The sequence below is a fragment of the Psychrobacter muriicola 2pS genome (assembly GCF_904846535.1).
Taxonomy (GTDB): Bacteria; Pseudomonadota; Gammaproteobacteria; order Pseudomonadales; family Moraxellaceae; genus Psychrobacter; species Psychrobacter aquimaris.
In genome coordinates this window covers 26,405-51,878 of sequence record NZ_CAJHBC010000011.1, presented here as the reverse complement: position 1 = coordinate 51,878, position 25,474 = coordinate 26,405, and the positions used below count along the sequence as shown (strand labels likewise).

Below are 25,474 nucleotides of genomic sequence, written 5' to 3'. Positions count from 1 at the left end.
AATTGAGCTAATGGTAACTTTTTTATTGAGGCAATAGTAACTTATTAATGTGAAAAATGACTTTCTATTCATAACATGAGTGACTCCCTATTAATAAGGCGTCTGTAACCATTTATCAAGGGGCTTGGTTATAAACGGTCCATAAAGATAGCATATAAATCCCCAATAAAAATGCCCTAACAAATTTGTTAGGGCACTGTGTCAGAGAATTTTTAGATTGCAATTAGCAATGAGTGCCATTGAATGGCAAATTGCCAAGTTATCTCACTAAATTACATGCCTTGCTGCTGTTGTTGCTGTGCAGCTAGCAAGTCTTGGTAGCTCACTTCTTTATCAGTCACTTTACCTTGCTCGATTAGATAATCAACCACTTGGTCTTCTAATACAACAGACTCAATGTTAGCGCGCTGCTGCTTGTCATTGGTGTAGTATTCGATCACTTCTGCTGGATCTTCGTAGTTTTCAGCGGCTTCTTTGATGAAGGTTTCAACGCGCTCTTGATCTACTTCTAAGCCTTTGGTGTCGATAACACGGGCAACGATGATGCCAAGACGGGCAGCACGTAGCGCTTGCTCTTCAAATAGCTCATTTGGCAGCATGTCTTTATCAAAGCTATCAGCATTGGCACCGAACTGCTGAGAAAAACGTTGCATCATCATGTTGCGTTGACGCTCGATTTCTTGCTCTAGCATCGCGTTTGGTACGTCAAACTCGTTCTTTTCTAACAATGCGTCAAAAGTTGCTTGCTTAACTTGGCTACGCGCAGCGTTTTTGATTTCGCGTTCCATGTTTTTGCGTACATCTTCTTTCAGCTTCTCAACGCCGCCTTCTTTTACACCGAATAGCTCAAGGAACGCATCATCGATTTCAGGTAGCTTAGATTTTTCAACCAATTTTACGTTGATTTTGAACTGTGCTTCTTTACCTGCTAAGTTTTCAGCTTGATAATCTTCTGGGAAAGTTACGTCGATGGTTTTTTCTTCGCCAGCTTTCATACCTTTGATACCAGCTTCAAAACCTGGGATCATTTGGTTGCTACCGATGACTAGTTTGAAGTCTTCAGCTGAACCGCCTTCAAATTTTTCGCCGTCGATTGAACCTTCAAAGTCAAAAGTCACTTGGTTATCTTTCGCCGCCATGCCTTTTTTCTCAACGAACTCTTCACGTTGCTTTTGAAGGTTTTCGATCATGGTGTCGACGTCTTCTTCGCTCACTTTAGCAGTGTGACGCTCAACTTCGATCTCATCGATACCTTGTACGTCTACTTCTGGGAAGATTTCGACAGTGGCTTGATAGACCAAGAAATCATCTTCAAGTTTCACATCATCGATGTTAGGCATGCCAACCGCACGGATGTCTTCAGATTTGATCGCTTCAAAAACGGTATCACGGATAACGTCGTTGATAACTTCTTGTTGAATGCCAGCACCGTACTGTGAGCGGATGTGTGACATAGGGACGTTACCTTTACGGAAACCGTCAATCTTGGCAGTTTTCGCAACTTGGCGAATACGGCCTTCGACTTTGTTTTGAATTTTTTCAACGGGTACTTTAACCGTTAGCTGAGTTTCTTTATTAGATAGCTTGTTGGTTGTGACTTGTAAATCTGTAGCCATGTTCATTACACCTTTAAGATTAAATAGTACGTTTGATTGAATAGTACTTAGGGTTAAATGGTAATAGACAAACCGTGCCTCAAATTACGGGCATGTATCACGGGTTGCCGTTGGAATAAATAGGGGATAGCGATAGCGCGCAATGTCAAAGTCAGTACCTTGAGCAATCGCCTTTGGTCACACTGGCGCTGATTGATACTAAAATGTGAAACTGTTCATCTTAATAATGAGCGCTATCATATATCAATCATAAACCGTTAATGCACCGCATAATAACGCTTTTTGGTGAATTATACAGCCAAATAACGGCTTTCAACAAAATTTTAAAAGTAGAACAGTATAATCTATCTGTTTATTAAAGTAAAAATTATCTCTTTAACGGGATGTTTACTTATGTTTCTCACCTTTATAAGAGCACCTATAAAGGCAGTTGTGCCAATAACTGCTGAATCGCCTGACCACGATGACTGATGCTATTTTTATCAGCAGCGCTTAGACTCGCCGCACTGGCTTGCAATTCAGGTAACCAAAACAATGGGTCATAGCCGAAACCACCTTCACCATGCGGTGCCTGCAAAATCTCACCTTGCCATAGACCTTGCGCGATAATTGGTAGCGGATCATCAGCATGGCGCACCATCGCCAGTACGCAAACAAACAATCCTCTAATAGGCTCGTTAGCGTGCTCAGTACGAATAGGCTGTAAGTCAGCAATGAGCTTGGTGTTATTCCTGCCATCATTACCATGCTCGCCAGCATAGCGGGCAGAGTAAATGCCGGGTGCATTACCTAATACTGGCACACACAGTCCTGAGTCATCAGCAATGGCAGGCAGTCCGCTGATACGGCTGGCATGGCGTGCCTTGATAATGGCATTTTCTACAAAGCTCAGGCCGTCCTCAATCGCATCTTCGATATCGAGCTGACCTTGTGGAATAATGGTCACGTCTAAGTTAGCTTCGGCAAACAATCTTTTGAACTCAGCCAGTTTGCCTTTATTATTACTGGCAAGCACCCATTGGTTATCTGATGTCGATTGGGTAGCGAGTTGGGAGGTATTATTGGTACTCATAAGGTCATTCCGTTATGTAAAGGTGATGATTTAGTCAGTCTAATTTTGTCTTTTGATATTTTTATAGATACTGTATTGATTGATCTTAATAGTCGTGCCAGTATTGATAGCGCGTGGTTTCATAAGGTATAAAGTCATCGTTAAATAAATAACCAATTACTATGCAGATTGTACGGGCTATAACATTTGGTAACTGATATTATTGGTCACTGTTGCTATAATAGGCGACAAGCTACAGTGAAATATATCTTATAGCTTGTGAATATTAAGTTAATAAAAGTCTGTATAGTCAAAGACTTGGCTTTTGGACTAAGAATAATAGCAATAAGTAACCGCTAGGTTAATTTTGGATTCATAATGATACGTGATATTGTACTAAGCAATACCGTGTATCAAGCGATAAAGTTCATTTCAAACAATAAACTCAGCCAATTTAGTCCGCTATTTTATAGTGTTTTTTGCGGCGTAAAAATAGCGTAAAATTCAGTCTCTATAATAAGTTTTCATAAACTAACGGCTAAACAGCAAGGATAAAATAATTATGTCAAACATTACATTGCCAGACCTACCATATGCAAAAGATGCGCTAGAGCCACATATCAGTGCCGAGACGCTAGAATACCATCATGACAAGCATCATAATGCATACGTGACTAAGCTCAACGAATTGCTACCAGGTTCTGGTCTAGAAGACAAAACGTTGTCAGAAATCATCGTAGCAACCGCTAAAGATGACAGCAAGCAAGGTATGTTCAACCAAGCAGCCCAAGTATGGAACCACACGTTCTATTGGAACTGCATGACGCCAACAAATGGCGGTGGCGAACCTACTGGCGATCTAAAAGCTAAAATTGAAGAAGACTTCGGTAGCTATGACAAGTTCCGTGAAGAGTTCAAAAATGCAGCATTGACTCAGTTTGGTTCAGGTTGGGCATGGCTAGTCGCTGACAAAGTCGGTGGCAAATTGTCAATCGCTAAAACTGCTAACGCTGATACCCCACTTGCACATGACCAAATCGCAGTATTGACTTGTGATGTATGGGAACATGCGTACTATGTAGATTACCGTAACCGTCGTCCTGACTATGTTGACACGTTCCTAGACAAGCTAGTGAACTGGGACTATGCAAACGCAAAATATAAAGGTCAAGATGCTGGTGTTGAAGCATAAGCTTTAGCTACTAAGTATTTGATTAATAAAAAAGGACGCCGAGAGGTGTCCTTTTTTTTGGTTTAATATGTTTCTGATTAGTCTTCTAATGCTTTTGTCCAGAAATTTCTCAAAGCTTTGATGTAACGCTGAATATCAGTTTTGGTCAAAACGACACTTTCGTTAACTATAAGGTTTGGAAAATATTTATTTAAATTGCGTCCAGAGTCACCCTCAAATCCGTGCTTTATCACATTAGCAACATACCTTAACTCTTTATTCAGTGCTTTCCAATCAGAACAGGAATCAAGATCATAATTATCTTGAGCTAATAGAGGCTTCAATATATCAGTATCGGCTGAACCAAATGCTCTTATTTTTTGTCGCTCAAAAAGATGAAATAACCAGACTGCTGTAGAATTTAAAAACTCTTGCTTTAACTCTTGTTCAATCAAAAAGTGATTAACTTCCTCAAAATAAGCATCTTCTTCTATCATTCCTACATCATCTATGTCAGGATCAAGACTCTTTGATTTCTTTTCAAGAAATAGCTTTCTTTTTTCTATAGCTTCTAATTCAATACTTTCAAAACTACTTAATAGTCGAGTAAGAGTTGTCCGTTCGAATCCATCTATCTCTTGCTCGATATTTATTTTTATTATTTCGGGATCCATCATATTATATTCCTCCTCAGGAAACGTAAATTCAGGCTGTAGATAGCGTAGTAGACGTAGGCTGGGCTTTTAACCCAGCACTGTGTCTTTATAAAGTTTTAAAGCTGGGTTAAAAAAACCAGCCTACAAATATAGTTAAGATTATTATTTAAACTTAATCCTACAACACCTCAAACCCAAACTTACCCAACGCTTCTCGCAGCATCGCAATATTATAATAAGCATGCGCATTGACAGTGTTTTGAAAGAAAATATAAAGCGTATCAAAGTGCTGACGCTGATTAGCAATCGCTTGTGCCCAATCCTGCATCTCCGCCTCGCTATAACGATAATCATGACGGTCAGCCGCGCTCATCGCATCCCACCAGTTCAGGTTATTGCCATGCATTCGCAGATAGCCAGTACGCTCAGTGAATATCAATCGTGATGGGGGCAATCCACCGACTTTGGGGTAATCGACGCTACACCAAATCAGCCCTTGCTGTGCAAAACTATCGACCACTTGCGGGGTATGCCAGCCGTTGTGGCGAAACTCAACCGCCAAAGGATAGTCTTTAAACCAACTGACAAGCTCTGCTAAATAGAGACGATGCTCACGAGTACGATCAAAGCCGTGTGGGAACTGGAGTAATAAAGGCGCTAAAGCATTGGCTTCGATAAGTGGCGTTAGCGCAGTCAGGAAAGCTTGTGCATGTTCGGCAGTACCCTTGCGCGCATGAGTAAAGTCTTGATGCAGTTTAACGGCAAATTTTAATTCACTGTCGGCCTGCGCGTAGGCTTTGTCCACCATCCCCGCAAAGGCTTTTTGTCCAATCGGCGCGTAGAAGGTGCTATTAATTTCGACTGCGCCATATTGCTTGGTATATTCACGTAGGAAGTCGGTCTTTTTGGTACCAGTGGGATACAGCGTACCGAGCAAATCGGTATCGCTATAGCCACCAGTGCCGAGGTAAATACGCGGGGTAGGGTTACTGTCCATGTTGACCACTCACTGCCGTTCTTTGATGATTAAATTTTTGGCTATTTTTTACGTGCCCATAGCCATTCTATTAATGCCAGTAAAGCATCATTGTTTGCGTCATTGCCAAGCTCGCAACTGCTTGATTCATGATGACTCAGTTCACGAATGATGGCTGTGCGTCCGTCATTAAATAGTGATTGCGCATAGCTAGTCGCGTCTTCGACACCCATCAATTTCACATAGGTAGATTTGTCTAATTTTTCATCGCTGCCAGCAGGTTTACCAAGGGTGTCAGTCGTCATTGTGACATCTAGCACGTCGTCTTGGACTTGGAAGGCAAGACCAATATGTTGGGCACACTCTTGCAATGCCATACGCTGTGGAGCAGTTGCACCAGCACAGACGCCGCCCATGAGCATGGCCGCCTCAATTAACGCACCTGTTTTATCACGGTGAATGGCTTCTAAATCCTCCTGCATGATACTGGCACTGGCTTCGGCATTCAGGTCGAGCATTTGACCAGATACCATACGTCGTGCACGCGGAGCAAATATCGCGATGAGCTGGCTTGCGATATTCGCATCGAACGGCGAAAAGGTTGGCATTTCTGCGGTCAATACTTCGAAGGCTAGCGTCTGTAATACGTCACCAGCGAGTAGGGCAGTCGATTCTTCAAAGACGATATGCGCCGTCGGCTGTCCACGACGTAGATCATCATCGTCCATACATGGCAAATCATCATGCACCAATGAGTAGGTATGCAAAAGCTCTACTGCTAATGCCGCACGGCGTGCCATATCATAATCTGAGTCATTTTCTAATAGCTCTTCCAAATCGTTATTTTGATTGATTTTTTTATCAGGGCTTTTATTGGCATCGTTAGCGGTATTATTAGCATTGCTATGATTGACACTGTCAAAGGCACTGGCGACCAATAATGGGCGTACCAGTTTGCCTTGACCCGTCATCACATAACGGCAGGCATCAATCAGCGGACTGGGCAGTTTGGCATAAGCAAACAGCACGTCGATATCTTGTGCCAGTTGGGCGCGCACGGCACTGTGAAATTGCTCGGTGTTGTTATCAAAACTATCGAAAGACATAAAGCTTGGCGTAGAAGAAACAGTCATAACCCAACCATTTATCAGGTGAATAATAAAAATATCGCTAGTGTAGCATGATAGATTATATAGCTTATGGGGTGAGCATCATCAATGCCGTATTTTTGGTAGCTTACTGTTAAAAATTCGGTTAAGCACGCCGAGATAATACAACAAGCCCTCGTTACGTATTGGTGATTTAACTTAGTCGGTGAATATGTTTTGATAAAGAATCAAGTTAAGCGTGTGATGGCGTGTGATGGTAGGCATCTGTCATTATAATCTTTAAAAGACCGGTTTTTAGTATACAATTTCAGTATACAAACCGTCACTTAAAGCACATTAATAGTCAGGTAAAGGGCTGCTGCTGATTTAAGAGTGACTTGTGAGTATGGTATTAGCTTGTGACAGTCAGGGGCATAATCCCCTACACTAATTGACGTAAAAATGATCTGATGATTCAGGGCTGGGTGTTTGCATGCTTATTTCAGCGGAAAATTTGCTCAAATCTCAGTCCGTATTTTTAATTTTAGTATGTTCAATATCAGTACTGGTAACAGTATATATAAATGAAGCGCCGTATTCACTTGTGCTAACGCGGTAACATTAAGCATAAAAAATGAATATATAACCATGAGCGCTGGATAATAAATACATCTTCACTGCTTACTCTATACTGACTTTATAACACAGTATATTGGCAGTGTTATTACTCGTTTTACTAACAATAACTGGCTATTTATTTTAATTTTAAAACGTAGCTTTCGTTATATAGCAAGGAGTTCCAAATGGTATACCAAGGAAATCGCATCACGGTGACAATGCTAGAGGATGGCATCGCCAACATGCAGTACAACGCCGAAAATGAGAGCGTGAACAAGTTTGATGCTGAGACCAATAAGCAATTTGGCGAAGCGGTTACTGCTTTAGAAAAAGCTGACGACGTAAAAGGTTTGATCGTGACGTCAGGCAAAGGCGTGTTTATCGCTGGTGCTGATATCACAGAGTTTGTGGCTTCTTTCAAAAAATCAGAAAGCGAGATCAAAGATTGGGTGATTCATGTCAATGACGCTTTCAATCGTTTTGAAGACCTGCCATTTCCAAAAGTTGCTGCTATTAATGGTGCAGCGCTTGGCGGTGGTTGTGAGATGACTTTGGTTTGTGAATATCGCGTCATGAGCGACAAAGCCATCATCGGTCTACCAGAAACCCAATTGGGTATCTTCCCAGGTTTTGGTGGTACGGTTCGTACTACCCGTGTCATCGGTATCGACAATGCGCTTGAGCTTATCGCCACTGGTACACCAAAAAAACCACTTGATGCGCTAAAGTTAGGCTTGGTTGATGCAACCGTACCTGCTGATGACTTGCAAGATGCGGCTATTGATTTGGTCAAAAAATGTATCTCAGGTGAGCTTGATTGGAAAGCGAAGCGTGAAGATAAGCTGGTCCCTGTTAAGCTAAACCAGCTTGAGCAAGCGATGGCATTTAATAGTGCAAAAGGTATGATCTTTGCCAAAGCCAATCCTAAGCAGTACCCAGCGCCAGCAATCGCTATCGAGACAATTGAGAAGCACGTCAATTTACCACGTGATAAAGCGATTGAAGTCGAAGCTGCTGGTTTTGCGAAAGCTGCTAAAACCCCACAAGCAGAAAGCTTGGTTGGTCTGTTCTTAAATGATCAATTGGTTAAAAAGCTAGCGAAGCAGCACAGCAAAAAAGCACATGAAATCAATGAAGCGGCAGTACTTGGCGCGGGTATCATGGGCGGCGGTATCGCTTATCAGGCAGCCAGTAAAGGCTTGCCAATCATCATGAAAGATATCAAGTCTGAGCAATTAGACCTTGGTATGGGCGAAGCCAGCAAGCTACTTGGCAAAATGGTCGAACGTGGCAAGATGACCCCAGCAAAAATGGGTGAAACCTTAAGCCGTATCCGTCCAACGCTTAACTATGGCGACTTTGCTGAAACAGACATCGTCATTGAAGCCGTGGTAGAGAATCCAAACGTAAAGCGTGCGGTATTAAAAGAAGTAGAAGGGCTGGTAAAAGACGATTGTATCCTAGCGTCAAACACGTCGACTATCTCTATTACGTTCCTAGCAGAAGCGCTTGAGCGTCCAGAAAACTTCGTCGGTATGCACTTCTTTAACCCAGTACATCGCATGCCACTCGTTGAAGTTATCCGCGGTGAGAAGTCCTCTGAAGAAGCCATCGCGACTACCGTTGCTCTAGCCTCAAAAATGGGCAAAGTGCCAGTTGTGGTTAACGACTGCCCAGGTTTCTTGGTCAACCGTGTCTTGTTCCCATACTTTGGTGCCTTTGACTTGCTACTTAAGCAAGGTGCTGACTTTGCTCATGTCGATAAAGTCATGGAAAAATTCGGCTGGCCGATGGGTCCTGCTTATCTAATCGACGTGGTTGGTTTAGATACTGGTGTTCATGGCGCTGAAGTCATGGCAGAAGGTTTCCCTGACCGCATGAAGCCTGATTATAAAGGTGCGATTGAGCTTTTATATGAAAACAAACGCTTAGGTCAGAAAAACGGCGTTGGTTTCTATAAGTATGAGATGGACAAACGCGGCAAGCCAAAGAAAGTTGCTGATGAAGCCACTTACGAACTATTAAAAACCACGACTGATAGCGACAAGCAGACTTTTGATGATCAAGCCATCATCGACCGTACCATGCTAGCTTTCTGTAATGAAACCGTACGTTGCCTAGAAGACAACATCGTCAGCACGCCGTCAGAAGCCGATATGGCGATGATTATGGGTGTTGGTTTCCCGCCATTCCGCGGTGGACCTTGCCGTTATATCGACCAAATGGGTCTAGATAACTACTTGGCACTGTGTGAAAAATATGCGTACCTTGGCAAAGCCTATGAAGCCCCGCAAAAAATTCGCGATATGGCAGCAGCAGGCGAGACCTTTTACGCTACCGCGTAACGGGCAGTCATTACTAGGATAAAGTGCCGTACGTTTGTTGTTGAGAGTGAGAGCGATTGAGTTATCTATACTCTTTAATGGCACTATTCTTTAATAGCAGATGTACGATTATAGTTAGTTTCATTTAATGTTAGTACAAGAAAATTGAGCGCAAATGAACCTATTGTACTTTGAAGCGAGATTGACGAGGTAATAGCAATGAAGTGGACTGACTACACTGACAATAAAAATTGAAAAGGAAGATAGTATGACAGTTTTAAGTCCAAAAGACGTGGTCATCGTAGATGGCGTACGCTCAGCGATGGGTAAATCTAAAAACGGTATGTTCCGCCACGTTCGCGCTGATAGCTTATCAGCTGAGCTAGTACGTGCCTTGGTTGAGCGTAACGACTTTGACCCACGTGACGTAGAAGACATCATCTGGGGCTGTGTTAACCAGACGCTAGAGCAAGGTCTAAACATCGGTCGTAATATTGGTTTATTGGCCGGTATTCCTAAGACTGCTGGCGGTCAAACCGTTAACCGTCTATGTGGCTCATCTATGCAGGCGCTACACACTGCCGCTGCGCAAATCATGACCAATCAAGGTGATGTTTTCATCATCGGTGGTGTCGAGCATATGGGTCACGTCGGCATGATGCATGGCGTTGATCTTAACCCTGAAGCATCAAAGCATTACGCAAAAGCCTCAAATATGATGGGCTTGACTGCTGAAATGCTGGGTCGTATGAACAACATCACCCGTGAAGAGCAAGATGCCTTTGGTCTTGAGTCGCATCGCCGTGCATGGGCTGCGACGGTAGAGGGTCGTTTTGACAATGAAATCATTGGTATCGAAGGTCATGATGCTGCTGGTCGCTTACAACTATGTACCGTTGATGAAGTGATTCGTCCAGATGCGACGATGGAGCAAATGCAAAAGCTACGTCCAGCCTTCGATCCAAAAGGCGGCACAGTAACAGCGGCAACCTCATCTGCATTATCTGACGGTGCGTCAGCAATGCTAGTGATGAGCGCACAAAAAGCCAAAGATTTAGGTCTAAAGCCACGTGCTCGCATTCGTAGTATGGCTGTTGCTGGTTGTGATGCCGCTATCATGGGCTACGGTCCAGTACCTGCGACTCAAAAAGCACTGAAGCGTGCTGGCATGAGCATCGATGATATTCAAACCATCGAGCTAAACGAAGCGTTTGCAGCGCAGGGCTTATCAGTCCTAAAAGCCTTGAACTTGACGGACAAGCAAGACATCGTCAACATCAATGGTGGTGCGATTGCTCTGGGTCACCCACTCGGATGTTCTGGTGCCCGTATCACAGTGACATTGCTAAATGCGATGGAGCAGTCTGATACTGAAATTGGTCTAGCGACCATGTGTATCGGTCTTGGTCAAGGTATCGCGACTATTATTGAGCGTGTTTAAGCTTTCTAATTAGCAAGTGTAGTCTAATATTTTTTATAAAAACCCTTAGTTAGATACTAGGGGTTTTTTATTGCTAAGTTTTCTCTTACTGAGCTTCTTATTATTTATAGTCAATTCAATATAAAAGAGGTACGTTCAAAATAGAATTATACCGGTATGAATTGCCCTCGCTTGCTGTGTGCTTCGCACTCTAGAGGTTTCGAAAAATTATCACAGCAGCACTGTATGATTTTTAAATTGAATACATTATAAATATGAGACTATTCATGTTGACGCATATTTATAATGTGTTCATAAGTTGTTAATAAAGAGGATGTCGATTGACGCACTCAGTAAACTATGACTAAATGAGAGGAAGGCTAATAAAGACAATATCAGTAATAAAATTAATATAGCTTTTAACAATAAAGTCCGCCGTACAAGGAGTGTGCCATGTCTACTATGATTACCGATCGTACCTATCGAATTGCTCGCGAAAATACCCAAGCGATGATAATTGATATTCAAGAACGCTTAACACCGCATATTTATGACCATGAAAATATCGTCAAAAAAGCAGTGACACTTATTAAAGGTCTACAAGCACTGAATATCCCTATTATGCTCAATGAGCAGTACAAAAAAGGGCTTGGCGATACGCTACCTGAGATACGCGAGGTATTAGAAGGCGATAACGCTAAAAGCTTTGAAAAGGTTACCTTTAGCGCTTGTGATAATAATGATTCGTGGCATTATTTAGCGCAGCAAAATCGAAGTATTGTTTTACTGTTTGGGGTAGAGACACATGTCTGTGTACTACAAACGGCGCTTGATTTGCTAGATAATGGTATGCAACCTGTCATCATTGGTGATGCGGTCGGCTCACGTTTCCCTTATGATAAAAAGCAAGCGATTCGCCGTATTCGCCGTGCTGGTGGCGTGATTACCACGGTCGAAACCATTCTGTTTGAGTTATGCCGAAGTAGTCAAGACCCTGCTTTTAAAACCATTAGTAACTTGATTAAATAATCGTTTCCTATAGATTTAAAAAGATGGCGCTTAATACGATAAGCGCTATTTTTTTAGGCGTGATGATAATTAAAGCAATAATCAGCAGTGCCAAGCTCGAATGTTCAACACGCCCTAGGGCATGTCCTCAATTCAATCAATGAACATTTAAATGGGTTAAAAATGGCTAAATTTTGTCAAACATCGTTAAATAGCTTGGTCATATCACGATATTAACAGCGCTATTTTCCTTGCTTCACGGCAATTTATCTCATTTTTATCACCATTTTTAAAATGAGGACACGCCCTAATGAACGGATATGTTTCGCTATGGATGTTGGTGTCTTCTATCATTTATCTCATAAAATGTATAATAGTGCCACTTTTGCGTAACGGTAAGATAAAGCGCGATCAATCCACTCGTTAAATGATAGAGATAGTTATGTCAGCAACTAAGCCCATGCCATTACCCAACCTAAACCTCGCCTCAAAAATTGATGTTGACGATGTTACGCATTTTTTATTAGAGCTAGATGCTCTAAAACGCGTGAATCGCCGTAGTTACGTGACCGATACTGATCGCAGAGAAAACTCTGCCGAACATTCTTGGCATTTAGCGATGGCATGTTGGTCAATTGCTGAGCTGTTTGAGCTGGATGTCAATCATGAACAATTGCTAAAGATGGCACTGGTACATGATTTGGGTGAGATTGACGCTGGCGATACGTTCTTGTTTGCAAGTAGCCGTAGCAAGGCACATATTGAAGAACGCGCTGGCATCGCTAGACTGCAATCCGAGCGCGGTAACGGCATCGCGGCTTTGAGTGAGGTTTGGGAGGAGCAAGAAACTGGTAGCAGTAAAGAAAGCCAGCTGCTCAGAGTGGTTGATCGTTTGTTACCGTTTTTACTTAATCTCAATACTGAAGGAACAACGTGGGTTGAGTCTCAGGTCACGCGCTCGCAAGTGGCTGGGGCGCTTGCTTTTATTAAACACAGCTTTCCTCCCATTCATAATTGGCTCTCACATAATATTGAATATGCCACCCAGCAAGGGTGGTTGGTTGATGCTTAAATAAAGCCATTATTTTGCCGTTTAAGTGTTTTCAAATATTAAAGCATTCATAGTTAGCTAAATGAACGATTAAGTAGATTACATAGAGAGGTCGTTAAATGAGAGTTACTGGCACTTATAAGGTTTTTGCTAAATCGCTCGTCTTTATTAGCATACTAAGTTTGGCACAACTAACGCAGGCTGCCGAGCCTATTAGCAATGGTGATAAATTGGCAGGCGATGCCAAAAAACAAATCGGCATTACCACCAGCTATGATCCTGCTTACCGCAAGTTGGATTTTCCGCGTGGCGATGTACCGATAGAAACTGGCGTCTGTACCGATGTCATTATTCGCGCCTATCGCTTGCAAAATATAGATCTACAGCAATTAGTCAACCATGATATGAAGTCAAATTGGTCGGCTTATCCAAAGAGTTGGGGGCTGAAATCAACCGATAAAAATATCGATCATCGCCGAGTGCCCAATCTTGAAGTGTTTTTTGCGCGTCACGCAAAGACATTATCGACGACTGATAAAGACAGTTTTCAAGCAGGGGATGTGGTGACGTGGCGATTACCGAATGGCAATTTGCCGCACACGGGCATCGTCTCCGATAAAGTCGCTGCGGATGGTACACCGCTGATTATTCACAATATCGGACGCGGCACGCAAGAAGAAAATATCTTATTTGCTTATCCTATTCTCAAGCATTTTCGTTATTAACCATTTTAGTTATTAACCGCTATGTTGCGATAAAACAATTACCCACACTAAAAAGCTCAGTTAAGCATAAATTAGGATGCTGAACTGAGCTTTTTTGAGTCGTTAAATCGTTTGCCTATTGAGTGTTAGCGACACCCAGTAGTTGTCCCATTTTTACAACACTATTGGCCTTCATACTGTCTTGCCAATTGGCTTTTGCGCCTTTTGGCAGTATCACAATAGCGGTTGAGCCTAAATAAAAACGACCCAGCTCATCGCCTTTTTCAAAGCTCATGTTGTGCTCAGCTTCTTGAATATCATCAGTGCGGGCAATCTTACCGGTCGCCACCGTTTCGATACCAGCAACAATCATCGCCCCAACCATCACAACCGCTGCTTTGCCATATTCTGTATCAAATAAACAAACCAAGCGTTCATTACGCGCAAATAAGTCCGGCACGTTCGCCGCCGTCGTATTGTTGACAGAAAACAGCGTACCCGGTACATAACGGGTTTTGGTCAAAGTACCAGCGAAGGGCATATGTACACGGTGATAGTTACTAGGGGCAAGATACACCGTCGCAAAACTCCCATCCGCAAAATAGCGACCATCTTCACTGTCAGCAAGCAGTTGGCCAACGTCATAATAGCGACCTTTCGCTTGGAGCAATTTATGGTCGTCAATTTGACCCAATTGCGAGATAATACCATCGGCAGGACTGACGATACCATGAGTAGTCATGTCGATAGGACGTGCGTCTTCTTTTAGCTCACGAGTAAAAAAATCATTAAAGCTCTCATAGGCGTTGAGACTTTGGCGCTCATACTCGTCCAAGCTGACGTTGTAAGCTTTGGCAAAGCTACGGATAAACGTGCGTTTAACATAAGGGTGGCGGCTAGCAGCTAGACGCCCAGCAACTTTACTCAGTTGCTGCTGCGGGACAAGCTGTTGTAAAGTAGTGAATACATTCATAATGAGGCTACCAAAATAGGGTGTGATGTAATAATTAATAAGCAAGCGAATGGCTGTATTTTATCATGGACAGCGTCTTATTGTATGAGCATAATTGGTAAGGAATCCGTAAATGAAAGCACTTATACAGCGCGTACGCGGTGCTAGTGTCACCGTCGATGCGCAGTGTGTTGGTATGATTGAGCAAGGCATATTGGCTTATATTGGTTTGGGGCCTGATGACGATCTAAAAAGCGCTCAGCGAATGGTGGATAAAATCCTCACCTATCGTATTTTTGACAATGATGATGATCCTGCCAAGTACGGCAAGCTGGATAAAAATGTCCAGCAAGTTGGTGGTGGATTATTATTGGTATCACAGTTTACGCTAATGGCAAAAACAGACAAGGGTCGTCGCCCGGACTTTGGCGGTGCGATGGCGCCCGATGCGGCTCAAGCATTGTTTGCGCAATTGGTTGTCTATGCCAACACGCAACATCCAAACGTGGCAACTGGTCAGTTTGGCGCTGATATGCAAGTGTCGAGCGTCAATGACGGGCCGCTAAACTTTTTATTAGAAGTGAATTAAGTGAACTAAATACTAGCCGTCACGAGAAATATGAATAGCTTAAAAGTTGAATGTCATTAAACTGTCATAATTACCCCGTTTAATAGGGAGCAGCAGGCGAGCATTTATCGCCTTTTTTGTCAGCCAAATGTGGTCCTCTAACACTGAGAATGCCGTATGTATAATGAGCAAATTTTGATTGTTGAAGATGAACCTGCGATTCGTGAAATGATCGTCATGACGCTAGAGATGGCGGGTTTTGATAGTTTGCAGGCAGCGGATGTATCTGAGGCGCACCAACAAGTGGTCGATCACCGCCCTGCGCTGATTTTGCTAGATTGGATGCTGCCCGGAGATAAAAGCGGCATTGATTTTTGTCGGTTGCTAAAAAACGATGAGCTACTCGCTGAGATACCAGTCATTATGTTGACAGCCAAAAGTGAAGAGGACAGCAAGGTGCATGGCCTCGATGCTGGTGCTGATGATTATATGACCAAGCCTTTTTCGACACGTGAGTTGATATCCAGAATCAAAGCAGTATTGCGGCGTAGTAACGCGCTCAGTAGCGATAAACCTATCGAAATCGGCAAGCTGAGCCTTGATCCCAAAAGTCAGCGGGTGACAGCGGCTGGTAAAGTGGTTGATGTCGGACCTACGGAGTATCGATTATTGGCATTTTTCATGAGTCATCCAGAGCGTGCCTATACGCGAACGCAGCTGCTGGACCAAGTATGGGGCGGTAATGTATATATCGAAGATAGAACCATTGATGTTCATATCAAACGATTGCGGACATTACTACGACCGCATCAATGTGATACGTTGATACAGACAGTGCGTGGGACAGGCTATCGATTTTCTAGCTTTATTGAACCAATTTGACTGACGGTTTTTATTCGCTATAAAAGCAGCATGTTAATCGCAGCACAGTGAAAAACAGCGAATAGTGATAAGGATGATGAATGAACACCCTAATATCGGCTCAAGGCGACCAACAAGATAAATCGGTGCTGGCGACTCAGCAGAATACAACGGATCAACTCAAAAAAATTAGGAGCGCACTACGCGCATTGCGTGATGCAGTGGTTTTGCTCAATGACAATGATGGGCTTGAATGGTGGAATCAGGCTGCCGAAGATTTATTGTTGTTACAGTTGTCAGATAAAGGTAAGTGCATTTTTGACTTTATTAGCGCGCCTGAATTTCGTCAGTACTATCAGGCGACAACGAACTCTAATGATGAGGTTCAGGATAGTGTGCACATTGTCTCGTGGCGTGAGCCCAAGCGTTATCTAAAGTGTGAGCTCACGCCTTTTGGTGATGAGAAGCTGCTTATCATTTATGATGTGACGCGCTTGCATCATTTGGAGGAGATGCGCCGCGACTTTGTGGCGAATGTCTCGCATGAGTTACGCACACCATTGACCGTAATGATGGGCTATCTGGAAAATTTTTCGGATCAGCCAGATATGCCGCCGCATTGGAAGCGCGGGTTTGAGCTGATGAGCCAACAGACTGCGCGTATGAATAGAATTGTGAATGACTTATTGCTGTTATCTCGCATCGAAATCGAAGAAACCCACGAGCTCAACTATATTGATATGACCAGACTGCTGACCCATGTCTATGATGATGCGCAAGCGTATAACCAAGAATATGGGCATACCATTCACTTGCAGATAGACACTTATGACGGACTGTATGGCTCAGAGATGTATCTAAATAGTGCGCTCTCTAATCTGGTGATTAATGCTATCAAATACACGCCCAAGGGCGGTAATATCGCCATTAGCTGGACAAGAACATCAGAAGGTTGTCGATTTGCCGTTGAAGATAACGGTATTGGTATTGCGCCTGAGCATATCGCACGGTTAACAGAGCGTTTTTATCGTATTGATAAAGGTCGTAGTCGGGCGACTGGCGGTACAGGGTTAGGTTTGGCAATCGTTAAACACGTCTTATATCAGCATGAGGCTAATCTGCAAATTGAATCAGTAGAGGGGGTGGGCTCGACGTTCAGTATGGTATTTCCAGCAGCCCACGTTAGATCAGCTGCGATACCTTAATTTTTTTGTAAAAGTGGATAGGGGTTCACTGCACTGCCGCTGATATAAATACCGTAATGCACATGTGGTGGCGTGCCTTTTGCATTACCACTGTCGCCGACATAGCCGATGACATCGCCAGCATCGACCCAGTCGTTCGGGCTAATATCTGCATAATCTTCTAAATGCGCATAATAATGACCTGCGCCGCCTGGTCCAACCACGACCACCACACGACCACCTAATGTATTCTCACCAACTTTGCTGACGATGCCTTGTGTTGTGGATTGTATCGGTGTGCCTCGTGCGGCAAAGATATCGATACCTTCATGACTGCGCCCTTGACTGCGTGCAGCGCCCCATGTATCTGTTAGATGTTGTTCTGGAAGTGGACTGGGTAAGCTGTTTTCCGTCGGTAGTTCTTGCTGTAATAAACTGAGCTGTTGCCATTTTGCCATCACAAATGACTGAGTTTGCTGGCTGATACTGGGTAAGAGCCTATCAAATACAAATAATAGCATCAACAATACAGCTGCCTTAATGAGCACACTGATTACACGATTTAAAAAGGTTGGCTTCTTCTTTGGTTTCGATTGCGGGTTATTGCCATCTGCTAGCATCGATCTCTCTTTAGTTTTTTGCATGGACTTCAATTGATATTATATAAGTGAAGTTGTCTATTCTTTGTATACCATTGTTATCTCTGGTTTTTACCCCCATAAATATAACGTTTCTTTTAAAGTTTACGTGTTTTTAAAACGTTATATAAAATACCAATGTTGCTATCTATTGTTGCTATCCATGGCTGAATCTTTATGACTGACACTGCGCTGATTATCGATACCGAAACCGACCAAGGTCGTGATCCGCGTCCGATTCAAGTGGCGACTATTAATGTGGTGACGGGTTTTGAGTGGATGAAGTACTTTAATAGTGGTCGTTCGATATCACCAGTCGTGATTAAAATTCACGGCATCACCGATGATGATGTTGCCGATCTTGAGCGCTTCGATTTAGAGGCGTTTGAGTTGCCGCAGTACTTGATCGGTCATAATGTCCGCTTTGATTGGCGGGTCATTGGCAGTCCCTCTGCCAAGCTAATATGTACGGTGCGGCTGGCACGCGTGGCCTTTCCAGAATGGAGTGCCTATGGTCAGTCCAAATGTATCGAGCAGTTATTAGATAAGGGCGAGGCGAGTGCAATGACGATTGCCGCGCATGATGCGCTGGGTGATGTGCGTATGTGCTATCTGCTTTATCAGGCGTGCTGCGAGCGCCTAGCAATTGCACCGACCGATTTTGCAGCGGCACATGCAATTTCTAATAAAGCGACGCCTGTGAGCAAGATGCCATTTGGCAAGCATAAAGGTAAGCCAATAAAAGAAGTGCCTATCAGCTATATTAAATGGATGCTGGGCAATATTCACAATATGCAGCCGTCACTGTATTCTGCCTTAACCAAGCGTATTAAAGCAGAAGAAGTAGTAAAAAATGCACCAGACTAAATAGACTTATTTTTACTTAAATGGATTGAAAAAGACTGGATTTATGGCTGATCATTTAACCAATCCACCGCCATTTGCCAAAGCTGCGGGGCTTTAGCATTGGTTTTACTGCTAAAGTAAAGTATGTGTCCGATGCTATAGACACCAAAATCTTTGTGATCTCAAAAGCGTTTTTTGACTTTAGGACGATAGACAGTCGCTGCCAGTGCTCGATTGCGCTCAGTCATGATGCTCAGTGAATAAGTATCCGTTTGATGCTGTTTATTTTCCATGGTTTAACCTTCATATTTTTATGGTTTTTTGCGGTATGGAGTGGCTATTTATTTGCAATTATTTATCAATAATCCGTTCTTAAAATGTAGTCATTACGTAGTGATAAACCGCTTAAATAAGCTGATAGCCACCTGATAGCATCGCTTATGTTAAGATAAATGCTGGTAAGCAAGGCGCTCAATTGTGACTTCCAAGTTCTATGCTATTTATCTTGTGTGATACTATCCATCAGGGTTTTAACGAGTATTTAACAAAAAACAATCGATATAAAAATTAAGGAAGCTATATGCAAATGAAAATTAATAATGACACTTATGAAGTCATTACCAGTCAAGACATTACCAATATTGAAAAAGCAGTAGATAAATCAACATTAACGATGCCGTTGGTAGCGGTTTATTGTGGTTCGCGTTTGGGCAATAATGAAGTCTACGAGCAGGCAGCCCGCGAGCTGGGTAGTGCGCTCGCCGACAATGGCATGGGTTTGGTGTACGGCGGTGCGAGCATCGGGCTGATGGGTGCCGTTGCAGATGAGGTGATTCAAGGCGGCGCGCAAGCGGTCGGTGTGATTCCAACCTTTATGCTCAAGCACGAAATTGCCCATGAGCAGCTGACTCGCCTGCATTTAACCGATACCATGCACACCCGTAAAACCGTGATGGCAGAGTACGCGGATGCCTTTATTACCTTGCCGGGTGGGCTTGGAACATTGGAAGAAATTATGGAAATCGCCACGTGGCGTCAGCTCTATCAACATGAAAAACCGATGATTATTCTGAATATTAATGGTTTCTATGATCGTATGATCGAGCACTTAAAATATACGGCTGACCAAGGTTTTATGAAGCAAGAAGATTTGGAGCGTTTGGTGGTATGTAACACGATTAACGAAGCCATTGACCTATTAAAAACAGTGGTAAAAATAGACGATGCAGTCGATACCGAAAAAATGGCTGGTAGTTAAGAGCACATATTTTTATTTATAAATGCTTTTATCTATAAATGCTTTATCCATAAAAAAGGAGAGAAGGGCTGATTGTTAGCCGTTCTCTCCTTTTTTTCAATTTTTAATAGAACGTTTGTTAAATCTCAGTAGTACCTGAACCATTATCAACGTTTAAATCATCTAAAGGTGTCTTATCAATACCGTGATTCACATCAGCCATAGCTAATGGAAAGCCTCGTTGCTCAGCGAGTGTGCGCGCGACTTCATCAATCGCCACGCTATCGTGTTTTGTCAAATACGCCCAATTATGAGCATAACGATTGCGATTGGCTGGCGTGTCATGATCAATTAAGCCAAGTTCAGTCAATTCATCAACGATTTGATCGGCAGCAATCAAGGTCGATGAGGCTTTGACATTTTCTGCACGTGCATAGCGAATATTAGAGTACAAGCTCACATCAGCCACTCGCAGCGTATCGTCTTGACCGGGTATTTGCTGCCCACCATATAGCGCGTTACCGACCGTACGTGCGCTATGGAAAGTCGGTACAAACTCAGCCACATAATCAATCGCTTGCTGACTACGTGCTTGTAACGGTGCTTTATCCCAGCCATCTTCGATGTAGTGTACATACTGCGGCGGCAATTTAGGTTGGGCGCTGTTTTTGCTCGAGGCGACCAAGCCATCATCGAATAGCGTGATAAATTTACTCATGCCATGTATTTGAAAGTAACCACCGGGATAAGGCGTGAGTTGTGCCATGCCTTCTGGCGTACCACGACTGCCATAAACGATAATCTCTGGTATCTGTCCGCCAGTATCATCCCAGTGGGTAATATAAGAAGATTTAAACTCGACCATACGCGTGACTTTTACCCCAACCATGTCGTCGATGACGCCAGTACGAAAGCCGCAAGCGTTGATTAGGTAATCCACTTCGATAGATTCAGTTGTATTTTTGGTCTCAGATTCGGTTGCAAGCTTAGTTTTAGAGCTGGCAGCTTGCTGATAATCAATACGCCATTTAGTGACGTGGTGGTCAGCGTTTGAGCAATTCTCACAATCGACCGGCATGACTTGCTTAACCTGCGTATCTGTAAAGACGTGAGCATGCTCATAATCTGCTAATGCCAATTGCGCAGAGGCCGCCAAGCGAAAAATATTCCAGCCGTATTCTTGCACGACAATCAGTGGAAACTTGACTTTATTTAAGTCTAAATACTTAGCAACTGGTATCATCCATTCATCAACCGACTGCGGCACGGTGACTTGCTCACGTTCAGACAGCGCAATGAGTTGCTCATGACTATAAAGCTGATAGTAGTTTTCAGGTTCGCCCAACACTTTGTTATTGGCATCTTCGGCGATAAGCTTACGATATGCATCGGTCAAGATATCAAGACGTGGTAGCAAGTCTTCTGGCAAGCCCTCATCGCGGGTTGGCACGGCAAATACCGTCGGGCGAACATCGATGGTATAAGGATAAAGGCGCAGTATATCGATACATTGTTTGAGGAGAGCCACACAATCTTCATCAGGAATTTCGCGGTATAGATTGCCGCCAGCATGCAAGTGGCACATCGGTGGGCCATCAATCAGCGATTTGTTTTTTTCAAATACATAAGTTTCAAGCCCCAATGCCGCAAGGCGAATAGCAATGGTTGCGCCTGCCGTACCACCACCAAGAATACCGACGCGTTTGGCAGAGTGCGCTTGGTTTTTCACTGGGTTTTTAATGAAAGAGTGAGTCATTGTCGTTGTTATATCCTTAATAGCATTTACAGCAGGTCATGCTCGGTGTATTTGTTAAATGTTTTATTCTAAAAATCTAATTTTAAAAATTTTGTTCTAATGGATCTTGTTCTAAGCCGTTTATAACTATTGATATGCGTGCAAAGTGCATCAAGTTCAATATGTATATGAAGCCGCAATGGTCATATTTGTCATTGTGTAGTAATTCTTAATATCTATAGGGGTATTCTACGAAAAATGACCACCAATATGATGGCAAATACGTAAGTAGATACGTGAGTTTTGTCAATGGATGGCTATGGCGCTTGATAGCAGTGACTATGTCAATTTATCCAATTTGTAAATTTATAGATGGATAGAAACGACTGCGCTGTTGCATATGCTATATTAAAACTGCTTGAAGTCAGTGCTAGGGTTTTTTGCCGCTTAAATCGTCAAACGATGAAAAAAATCTAAATAGAAATTTATGATGACAATCACAAGGAAGTTATTATGAAACGTATGCTTATGTTATCGGCTCTCACCGGTGTTTTGGCGCTTACTGGTTGTTCAACACTAAATAATATGGTCGGTAAGGATGATTCTGGTATGCATGATGTGCAAGCCACCAATAAAAACACCGCACCCGTCGCAAGTAAAAACGGTATGTTAGTCGATGCCAGCAATCACATGACCTTATATACCTTTGATAAAGACGCGATGAATAAATCAGAGTGCGGTAGCGCCTGTCTGCTCGTTTGGCCAGCATTTATGGCACCGAGTAATGCCAAAGCATCAGGGCAGTTTGCGGCGTTCCAACGCGAAGATGGTAAGTATCAATGGGCGATGAATGGCAAGCCTTTATATTTCTATGCCAATGATACAAAGGTGGGCGATAAAGATGGCGACAATAAACTTGGCGTTTGGCATATCGTCAAAACCAAGTAAAGCAACCCTATTACGTAGTGAAGTTAAAGCCAATAAAAAAGCAGCCATTGTAATGGCTGCTTTTTTATTGGCTTTAACGAATGGTTAGAATAGTAAAATAAAGCTATCAAACATCTGCCAAGGCTTCTGCTTGCTCAGTCTCCAAGATGCCTTCTTTCGCAGGCTCTTTTCTATATAGAGGGAAAAAGTCTGAGCGTAAATCATTTTCAGTGAACCAGCTATCGGCGACTAACGCTGCGTATTTTGTTGGATTCACGACGAGTCTATAAGTCTTGAATAATAACTCTTGTGAGCTAAACCCTTTTTTATACTCGTATAAAGAATCTAGATTGGAGCCTACACCGCCACCAAGGTGTAGCAATTTATAATGATTGGTTCTGCCCCAATCACGAGCCACATGAGTAATGAGTTTGGAAGGTTGTAGATGTGTATAGGCGTTGAGCGTGCCTCCAAGATGGAACTGCATAATGCCCGATTCTTTGCAGATCGTGTAGATAGATGAACCAATGGCTTTATTATCTTGGTAGGCAGTTATCAGTAGTATTCTGTCTTGCAGATTTTCGAGCAAATTAAAAAAATAATCATCATCAAAAAAGTAGTACTGGTCGGCCTTCACATGCGCCATCGTTTCTTTATAAATGTTAGAAAATACCACCGCGCTTTCTCTGGTTAAACGCTCAATTTTTGTCACGACATCCATCTTTAAGGCTTTTTTGATACCTCTGCGATGACGATTCTGAGTCTCACTCCAGTGCTCTTCTTCAGATTTACTCAAGTCAGACATCAATGTCAATCCATGAGTGAGTGCTTTGCCGACCGTTGGCAGCCACTCTTTATTGATGATTGGATGCAATCGCATAAATAAAGACACGCAACCCTTTGCCAAGAGAAAGGCTTTTACTTCTGCCAACATTATGTCCAACTCAGCATCAGTTAGAGACTTATCCATCACAGGACCGCCGTAACCATAAGTGGACGTAGCATCCCAATGCTCTGCATCAATTTCCCGTATGATGATAGGCAAGAAGATCTTTTTATTGTTGTAAGTGGCAATCACACCTTGAGGGGTTCCTTTATCTACAATAGCTGATGCAGCAATCCAACCAGATAAATGATAAATATCAAAGTGATAGTCGGCGATATCTTGATCCCATTCGGTATTTATCTCGGTAAAGTCTACCTGTACTGTATTCATCTTTCTGCTCCCTCAGCGCTATGTGTTATATTCGTAAATCCGTATATATGAATATAACAATAAAACCTGGGGTTAACAAGCAAATGAAAAGTATTTATGCAATTTATTGAATATATATCAACAACAATAAATGAGTGGCTGCAATATCGTCAAAAAAGCAGCCATTTGGTGGCTGCTTTTTTTAAATGTTTGGAGGGGGTAGGCTTTTTTTCTGCTGCTAAAATCAGCGCTATTTTATTTTTTTGTCGTATTGACTTTTTTCTCTACCAGTTCACCATCGATTTGGATAGGGACATTGGTGGTGATGCCATCCGCGAAAGCAGTCATACCATAGGCTGCGCGATCGATATTACCCGTTGCGCGGAAACCGATAACTGGCTCTTTGGTAAGAGGGCTGTTGGCGATTTTATTTAAAGTCACATCTAGCGTTAGTGGTTTGGTCTGACCCAGCATAGTAAAGTCACCTGTGACCTTGGCTTGTTGCGGATTTATAAATTTCACGTTGGTTGATTTAAAGCTCATGGTTGGATATTTGGCGACGTTAAAAAATTCAGCCTTTCTTAAATGCTCATCACGTGCATCCCAATTGGTATCGATACTATCAGTTGCGATAGTGAAATTCATATTGGTTTTACTGGGTGCTTTGACATCATAATTTACGACCCCTTTGACGTCATTAAAATGACCCATTGTGGTCGAAAACCCTAGATGATTGACAGAAAACCCAACACGAGTGTGCGAGTTATCTAATTGCCATTGGCTAGGTAAAGCCGCACTTGCAACAGTAGTGAGTGCCAGTGCTGAACTGATAAGCAGTGCTTTTGCGCTATTTTTCATAACAATATTCATCATGATATTGTCCTTATTGAATTGAATGTTCGTTAATAGTGGATGCTTGATTAATGAGACCAAGTAGAACGGTATCCATCATCATTTACAGATGATGAATATTAAAAATTAACTATTAAATTAATCTAAAGTTAATATAGCTATTGATTATTTTAACTAACTTAATATTATACTAATATCGTGTGTGTGTCTCAACAGAATAGAGGTTTTGGTGACAACTTATCACACATATCACTCACAACTGCTGCTTGCGTCGAGCGATAAAAACCGTTAAAATCGCGGTTTGATTTTCCCGCTGGGGAAAGGCTAAGTGAGCAGAGGAATGGTGTTGGGTGCTGGAATAAGCCAGTGACGCAGCTGCCATACTTATAAATGTCCTTAGTGCCTCAGTTACGTATGTCATGACTGGTTTGACACATCGTCTAAGATGGTGTTCAAGAGCGTCATATATACATCGGACATAGAGAGTTTATTATGCGTAAAGATATCCATCCTAATTACCAAGAAGTTTTATTCCATGACACTAACGCTGACGTGTTTTTCTTAACTCGTTCAACGGTTAAGACTAAAGCGACTCGTGAATATGAAGGTACAGAATATCCATACTACCCACTTGATATTTCAAGTGCGTCGCATCCATTCTATACTGGCGAGCAGCGTAAAACTTCTACTGAAGGCCGTGTTGCTAGCTTCAACAAACGCTTTGCTGCGTTTGGTGGCCGTAACAAGAAAGCTGCTGATTCTGCTGAATAATTTACCCTTATGGTGTAAATGTATT

23 protein-coding genes are annotated in these 25,474 nt (G+C 42.7%); 13 read left to right on the top strand and 10 right to left on the bottom strand.

Annotated features, from left to right (window positions below; all coding sequences use genetic code 11):
* Positions 1 to 272: 272 nt before the first annotated feature.
* On the bottom strand, positions 273 to 1,616 hold the full coding sequence (gene tig, locus JMX93_RS13020; RefSeq protein WP_443215670.1) for a trigger factor: 1,344 nt from the start codon (positions 1,614 to 1,616) through the stop codon (positions 273 to 275).
* 418 nt (positions 1,617 to 2,034) lie between these two features.
* The gene (gene rdgB, locus JMX93_RS13015) at positions 2,035 to 2,688 is read right to left on the bottom strand and encodes an RdgB/HAM1 family non-canonical purine NTP pyrophosphatase (RefSeq protein WP_499204969.1); all 654 of its coding nucleotides are present in this window, start codon (positions 2,686 to 2,688) and stop codon (positions 2,035 to 2,037) included.
* A gap of 541 nt (positions 2,689 to 3,229) precedes the next feature.
* Between rdgB and sodB the strand changes: the two genes are divergently transcribed.
* Complete coding sequence (sodB, locus tag JMX93_RS13010) at positions 3,230 to 3,859, top strand: superoxide dismutase SodB (protein WP_443559585.1); 630 nt, start codon at positions 3,230 to 3,232, stop codon at positions 3,857 to 3,859.
* Positions 3,860 to 3,936: 77 nt separating this feature from the next.
* Here the strand turns inward: sodB and JMX93_RS13005 are convergent, their stop codons facing one another.
* The 3 genes from JMX93_RS13005 to JMX93_RS12995 all read right to left on the bottom strand — a co-directional run bounded on the left by JMX93_RS13005 (position 3,937) and on the right by JMX93_RS12995 (position 6,603).
* Positions 3,937 to 4,515, bottom strand: coding sequence for a hypothetical protein (locus JMX93_RS13005; protein ID WP_025652528.1), 579 nt, complete (start codon positions 4,513 to 4,515; stop codon positions 3,937 to 3,939).
* Positions 4,516 to 4,672: 157 nt separating this feature from the next.
* On the bottom strand, positions 4,673 to 5,491 hold the full coding sequence (locus JMX93_RS13000) for a DUF72 domain-containing protein (protein WP_499204968.1): 819 nt from the start codon (positions 5,489 to 5,491) through the stop codon (positions 4,673 to 4,675).
* A 41-nt stretch (positions 5,492 to 5,532) separates the two neighbouring features.
* Positions 5,533 to 6,603, bottom strand: a complete 1,071-nt coding sequence (locus tag JMX93_RS12995; protein ID WP_499204967.1) for a polyprenyl synthetase family protein — start codon at positions 6,601 to 6,603, stop codon at positions 5,533 to 5,535.
* A 758-nt stretch (positions 6,604 to 7,361) separates the two neighbouring features.
* Here JMX93_RS12995 and fadB point away from each other — a divergent pair.
* The 5 genes from fadB (at position 7,362) to JMX93_RS12970 (ending at position 13,704) form a co-directional block, all read left to right on the top strand.
* Positions 7,362 to 9,521, top strand: a complete 2,160-nt coding sequence (fadB, locus tag JMX93_RS12990; protein ID WP_499204966.1) for a fatty acid oxidation complex subunit alpha FadB — start codon at positions 7,362 to 7,364, stop codon at positions 9,519 to 9,521.
* A gap of 247 nt (positions 9,522 to 9,768) precedes the next feature.
* Positions 9,769 to 10,941 (top strand): acetyl-CoA C-acyltransferase FadA, encoded by a 1,173-nt coding sequence (gene fadA / locus JMX93_RS12985; RefSeq protein ID WP_193011977.1) that lies wholly within the window; start codon positions 9,769 to 9,771, stop codon positions 10,939 to 10,941.
* Between the two features lie 432 nt (positions 10,942 to 11,373).
* Positions 11,374 to 11,949, top strand: a complete 576-nt coding sequence (locus JMX93_RS12980; RefSeq protein WP_193011973.1) for an isochorismatase family protein — start codon at positions 11,374 to 11,376, stop codon at positions 11,947 to 11,949.
* A gap of 421 nt (positions 11,950 to 12,370) precedes the next feature.
* A complete protein-coding gene (locus JMX93_RS12975; protein WP_499204965.1) occupies positions 12,371 to 13,000 on the top strand; it encodes an HD domain-containing protein in 630 nt (209 codons plus the stop codon).
* A 98-nt stretch (positions 13,001 to 13,098) separates the two neighbouring features.
* The gene (locus JMX93_RS12970; protein ID WP_496191908.1) at positions 13,099 to 13,704 is read left to right on the top strand and encodes a DUF1287 domain-containing protein; all 606 of its coding nucleotides are present in this window, start codon (positions 13,099 to 13,101) and stop codon (positions 13,702 to 13,704) included.
* Between the two features lie 115 nt (positions 13,705 to 13,819).
* Here the strand turns inward: JMX93_RS12970 and asd are convergent, their stop codons facing one another.
* Positions 13,820 to 14,656 carry an archaetidylserine decarboxylase gene (gene asd / locus JMX93_RS12965; RefSeq protein ID WP_499204964.1) on the bottom strand — a complete coding sequence of 279 codons (837 nt, stop codon included), beginning with the start codon at positions 14,654 to 14,656 and terminating at the stop codon, positions 13,820 to 13,822.
* 112 nt (positions 14,657 to 14,768) lie between these two features.
* Between asd and dtd the strand changes: the two genes are divergently transcribed.
* The 3 genes from dtd (at position 14,769) to phoR (ending at position 17,269) form a co-directional block, all read left to right on the top strand.
* Positions 14,769 to 15,224 carry a D-aminoacyl-tRNA deacylase gene (gene dtd, locus JMX93_RS12960; RefSeq protein ID WP_193011965.1) on the top strand — a complete coding sequence of 152 codons (456 nt, stop codon included), beginning with the start codon at positions 14,769 to 14,771 and terminating at the stop codon, positions 15,222 to 15,224.
* Between the two features lie 156 nt (positions 15,225 to 15,380).
* Entirely contained in the window at positions 15,381 to 16,085 is a 705-nt protein-coding gene (gene phoB / locus JMX93_RS12955) for a phosphate regulon transcriptional regulator PhoB (RefSeq protein WP_193011963.1), read from the top strand.
* A gap of 80 nt (positions 16,086 to 16,165) precedes the next feature.
* On the top strand, positions 16,166 to 17,269 hold the full coding sequence (gene phoR, locus JMX93_RS12950; RefSeq protein WP_499204963.1) for a phosphate regulon sensor histidine kinase PhoR: 1,104 nt from the start codon (positions 16,166 to 16,168) through the stop codon (positions 17,267 to 17,269).
* On the opposite strand, the gene JMX93_RS12945 is transcribed toward phoR, so the two are convergent.
* A complete protein-coding gene (locus tag JMX93_RS12945; RefSeq protein WP_499204985.1) occupies positions 17,266 to 17,868 on the bottom strand; it encodes a M23 family metallopeptidase in 603 nt (200 codons plus the stop codon). The two genes, phoR and JMX93_RS12945, sit on opposite strands and share 4 nt — an antisense overlap.
* 195 nt (positions 17,869 to 18,063) lie before the next feature.
* Between JMX93_RS12945 and JMX93_RS12940 the strand changes: the two genes are divergently transcribed.
* Together JMX93_RS12940 and JMX93_RS12935 are read left to right on the top strand one after the other, a co-directional pair.
* Positions 18,064 to 18,753 carry a 3'-5' exonuclease gene (locus JMX93_RS12940; protein ID WP_499204962.1) on the top strand — a complete coding sequence of 230 codons (690 nt, stop codon included), beginning with the start codon at positions 18,064 to 18,066 and terminating at the stop codon, positions 18,751 to 18,753.
* A 559-nt stretch (positions 18,754 to 19,312) separates the two neighbouring features.
* A complete protein-coding gene (locus JMX93_RS12935; protein WP_193011955.1) occupies positions 19,313 to 19,990 on the top strand; it encodes an LOG family protein in 678 nt (225 codons plus the stop codon).
* Positions 19,991 to 20,108: 118 nt separating this feature from the next.
* On the opposite strand, the gene JMX93_RS12930 is transcribed toward JMX93_RS12935, so the two are convergent.
* Positions 20,109 to 21,725 carry an FAD-dependent oxidoreductase gene (locus JMX93_RS12930; RefSeq protein ID WP_499204961.1) on the bottom strand — a complete coding sequence of 539 codons (1,617 nt, stop codon included), beginning with the start codon at positions 21,723 to 21,725 and terminating at the stop codon, positions 20,109 to 20,111.
* Between the two features lie 492 nt (positions 21,726 to 22,217).
* Here JMX93_RS12930 and JMX93_RS12925 point away from each other — a divergent pair, with 492 nt between their 5' ends.
* Positions 22,218 to 22,652 carry a COG4315 family predicted lipoprotein gene (locus tag JMX93_RS12925; RefSeq protein WP_496191903.1) on the top strand — a complete coding sequence of 145 codons (435 nt, stop codon included), beginning with the start codon at positions 22,218 to 22,220 and terminating at the stop codon, positions 22,650 to 22,652.
* A gap of 106 nt (positions 22,653 to 22,758) precedes the next feature.
* Here the strand turns inward: JMX93_RS12925 and JMX93_RS12920 are convergent, their stop codons facing one another.
* Complete coding sequence (locus JMX93_RS12920) at positions 22,759 to 23,847, bottom strand: peptidoglycan bridge formation glycyltransferase FemA/FemB family protein (RefSeq protein ID WP_499204960.1); 1,089 nt, start codon at positions 23,845 to 23,847, stop codon at positions 22,759 to 22,761.
* A 234-nt stretch (positions 23,848 to 24,081) separates the two neighbouring features.
* Entirely contained in the window at positions 24,082 to 24,699 is a 618-nt protein-coding gene (locus JMX93_RS12915; RefSeq protein WP_499204959.1) for a YceI family protein, read from the bottom strand.
* Between the two features lie 471 nt (positions 24,700 to 25,170).
* Between JMX93_RS12915 and JMX93_RS12910 the strand changes: the two genes are divergently transcribed.
* Complete coding sequence (locus JMX93_RS12910) at positions 25,171 to 25,449, top strand: type B 50S ribosomal protein L31 (RefSeq protein WP_193011946.1); 279 nt, start codon at positions 25,171 to 25,173, stop codon at positions 25,447 to 25,449.
* Positions 25,450 to 25,474 lie beyond the last annotated feature (25 nt).

Excerpts from the sequence above, each read along its gene's own strand:
- fadA (WP_193011977.1), top strand. The coding sequence starts at position 9,769 with ATGACAGTTTTAAGTCCAAAAGACGTGGTCATCGTAGATGGCGTACGC.
- JMX93_RS12945 (WP_499204985.1), bottom strand. The coding sequence starts at position 17,868 with ATGCTAGCAGATGGCAATAACCCGCAATCGAAACCAAAGAAGAAGCCA.
- JMX93_RS12940 (WP_499204962.1), top strand. The coding sequence starts at position 18,064 with ATGACTGACACTGCGCTGATTATCGATACCGAAACCGACCAAGGTCGT.
- JMX93_RS12935 (WP_193011955.1), top strand. The coding sequence starts at position 19,313 with ATGCAAATGAAAATTAATAATGACACTTATGAAGTCATTACCAGTCAA.
- fadB (WP_499204966.1), top strand. The coding sequence starts at position 7,362 with ATGGTATACCAAGGAAATCGCATCACGGTGACAATGCTAGAGGATGGC.
- JMX93_RS12920 (WP_499204960.1), bottom strand. The coding sequence starts at position 23,847 with ATGAATACAGTACAGGTAGACTTTACCGAGATAAATACCGAATGGGAT.
- rdgB (WP_499204969.1), bottom strand. The coding sequence starts at position 2,688 with ATGAGTACCAATAATACCTCCCAACTCGCTACCCAATCGACATCAGAT.
- dtd (WP_193011965.1), top strand. The coding sequence starts at position 14,769 with ATGAAAGCACTTATACAGCGCGTACGCGGTGCTAGTGTCACCGTCGAT.
- JMX93_RS12970 (WP_496191908.1), top strand. The coding sequence starts at position 13,099 with ATGAGAGTTACTGGCACTTATAAGGTTTTTGCTAAATCGCTCGTCTTT.
- JMX93_RS12910 (WP_193011946.1), top strand. The coding sequence starts at position 25,171 with ATGCGTAAAGATATCCATCCTAATTACCAAGAAGTTTTATTCCATGAC.
- JMX93_RS12915 (WP_499204959.1), bottom strand. The coding sequence starts at position 24,699 with ATGATGAATATTGTTATGAAAAATAGCGCAAAAGCACTGCTTATCAGT.
- JMX93_RS12980 (WP_193011973.1), top strand. The coding sequence starts at position 11,374 with ATGTCTACTATGATTACCGATCGTACCTATCGAATTGCTCGCGAAAAT.
- asd (WP_499204964.1), bottom strand. The coding sequence starts at position 14,656 with ATGAATGTATTCACTACTTTACAACAGCTTGTCCCGCAGCAGCAACTG.
- phoB (WP_193011963.1), top strand. The coding sequence starts at position 15,381 with ATGTATAATGAGCAAATTTTGATTGTTGAAGATGAACCTGCGATTCGT.
- phoR (WP_499204963.1), top strand. The coding sequence starts at position 16,166 with ATGAACACCCTAATATCGGCTCAAGGCGACCAACAAGATAAATCGGTG.
- JMX93_RS12930 (WP_499204961.1), bottom strand. The coding sequence starts at position 21,725 with ATGACTCACTCTTTCATTAAAAACCCAGTGAAAAACCAAGCGCACTCT.
- JMX93_RS12975 (WP_499204965.1), top strand. The coding sequence starts at position 12,371 with ATGTCAGCAACTAAGCCCATGCCATTACCCAACCTAAACCTCGCCTCA.
- tig (WP_443215670.1), bottom strand. The coding sequence starts at position 1,616 with ATGGCTACAGATTTACAAGTCACAACCAACAAGCTATCTAATAAAGAA.
- sodB (WP_443559585.1), top strand. The coding sequence starts at position 3,230 with ATGTCAAACATTACATTGCCAGACCTACCATATGCAAAAGATGCGCTA.
- JMX93_RS13000 (WP_499204968.1), bottom strand. The coding sequence starts at position 5,491 with ATGGACAGTAACCCTACCCCGCGTATTTACCTCGGCACTGGTGGCTAT.
- JMX93_RS12925 (WP_496191903.1), top strand. The coding sequence starts at position 22,218 with ATGAAACGTATGCTTATGTTATCGGCTCTCACCGGTGTTTTGGCGCTT.
- JMX93_RS13005 (WP_025652528.1), bottom strand. The coding sequence starts at position 4,515 with ATGATGGATCCCGAAATAATAAAAATAAATATCGAGCAAGAGATAGAT.
- JMX93_RS12995 (WP_499204967.1), bottom strand. The coding sequence starts at position 6,603 with ATGACTGTTTCTTCTACGCCAAGCTTTATGTCTTTCGATAGTTTTGAT.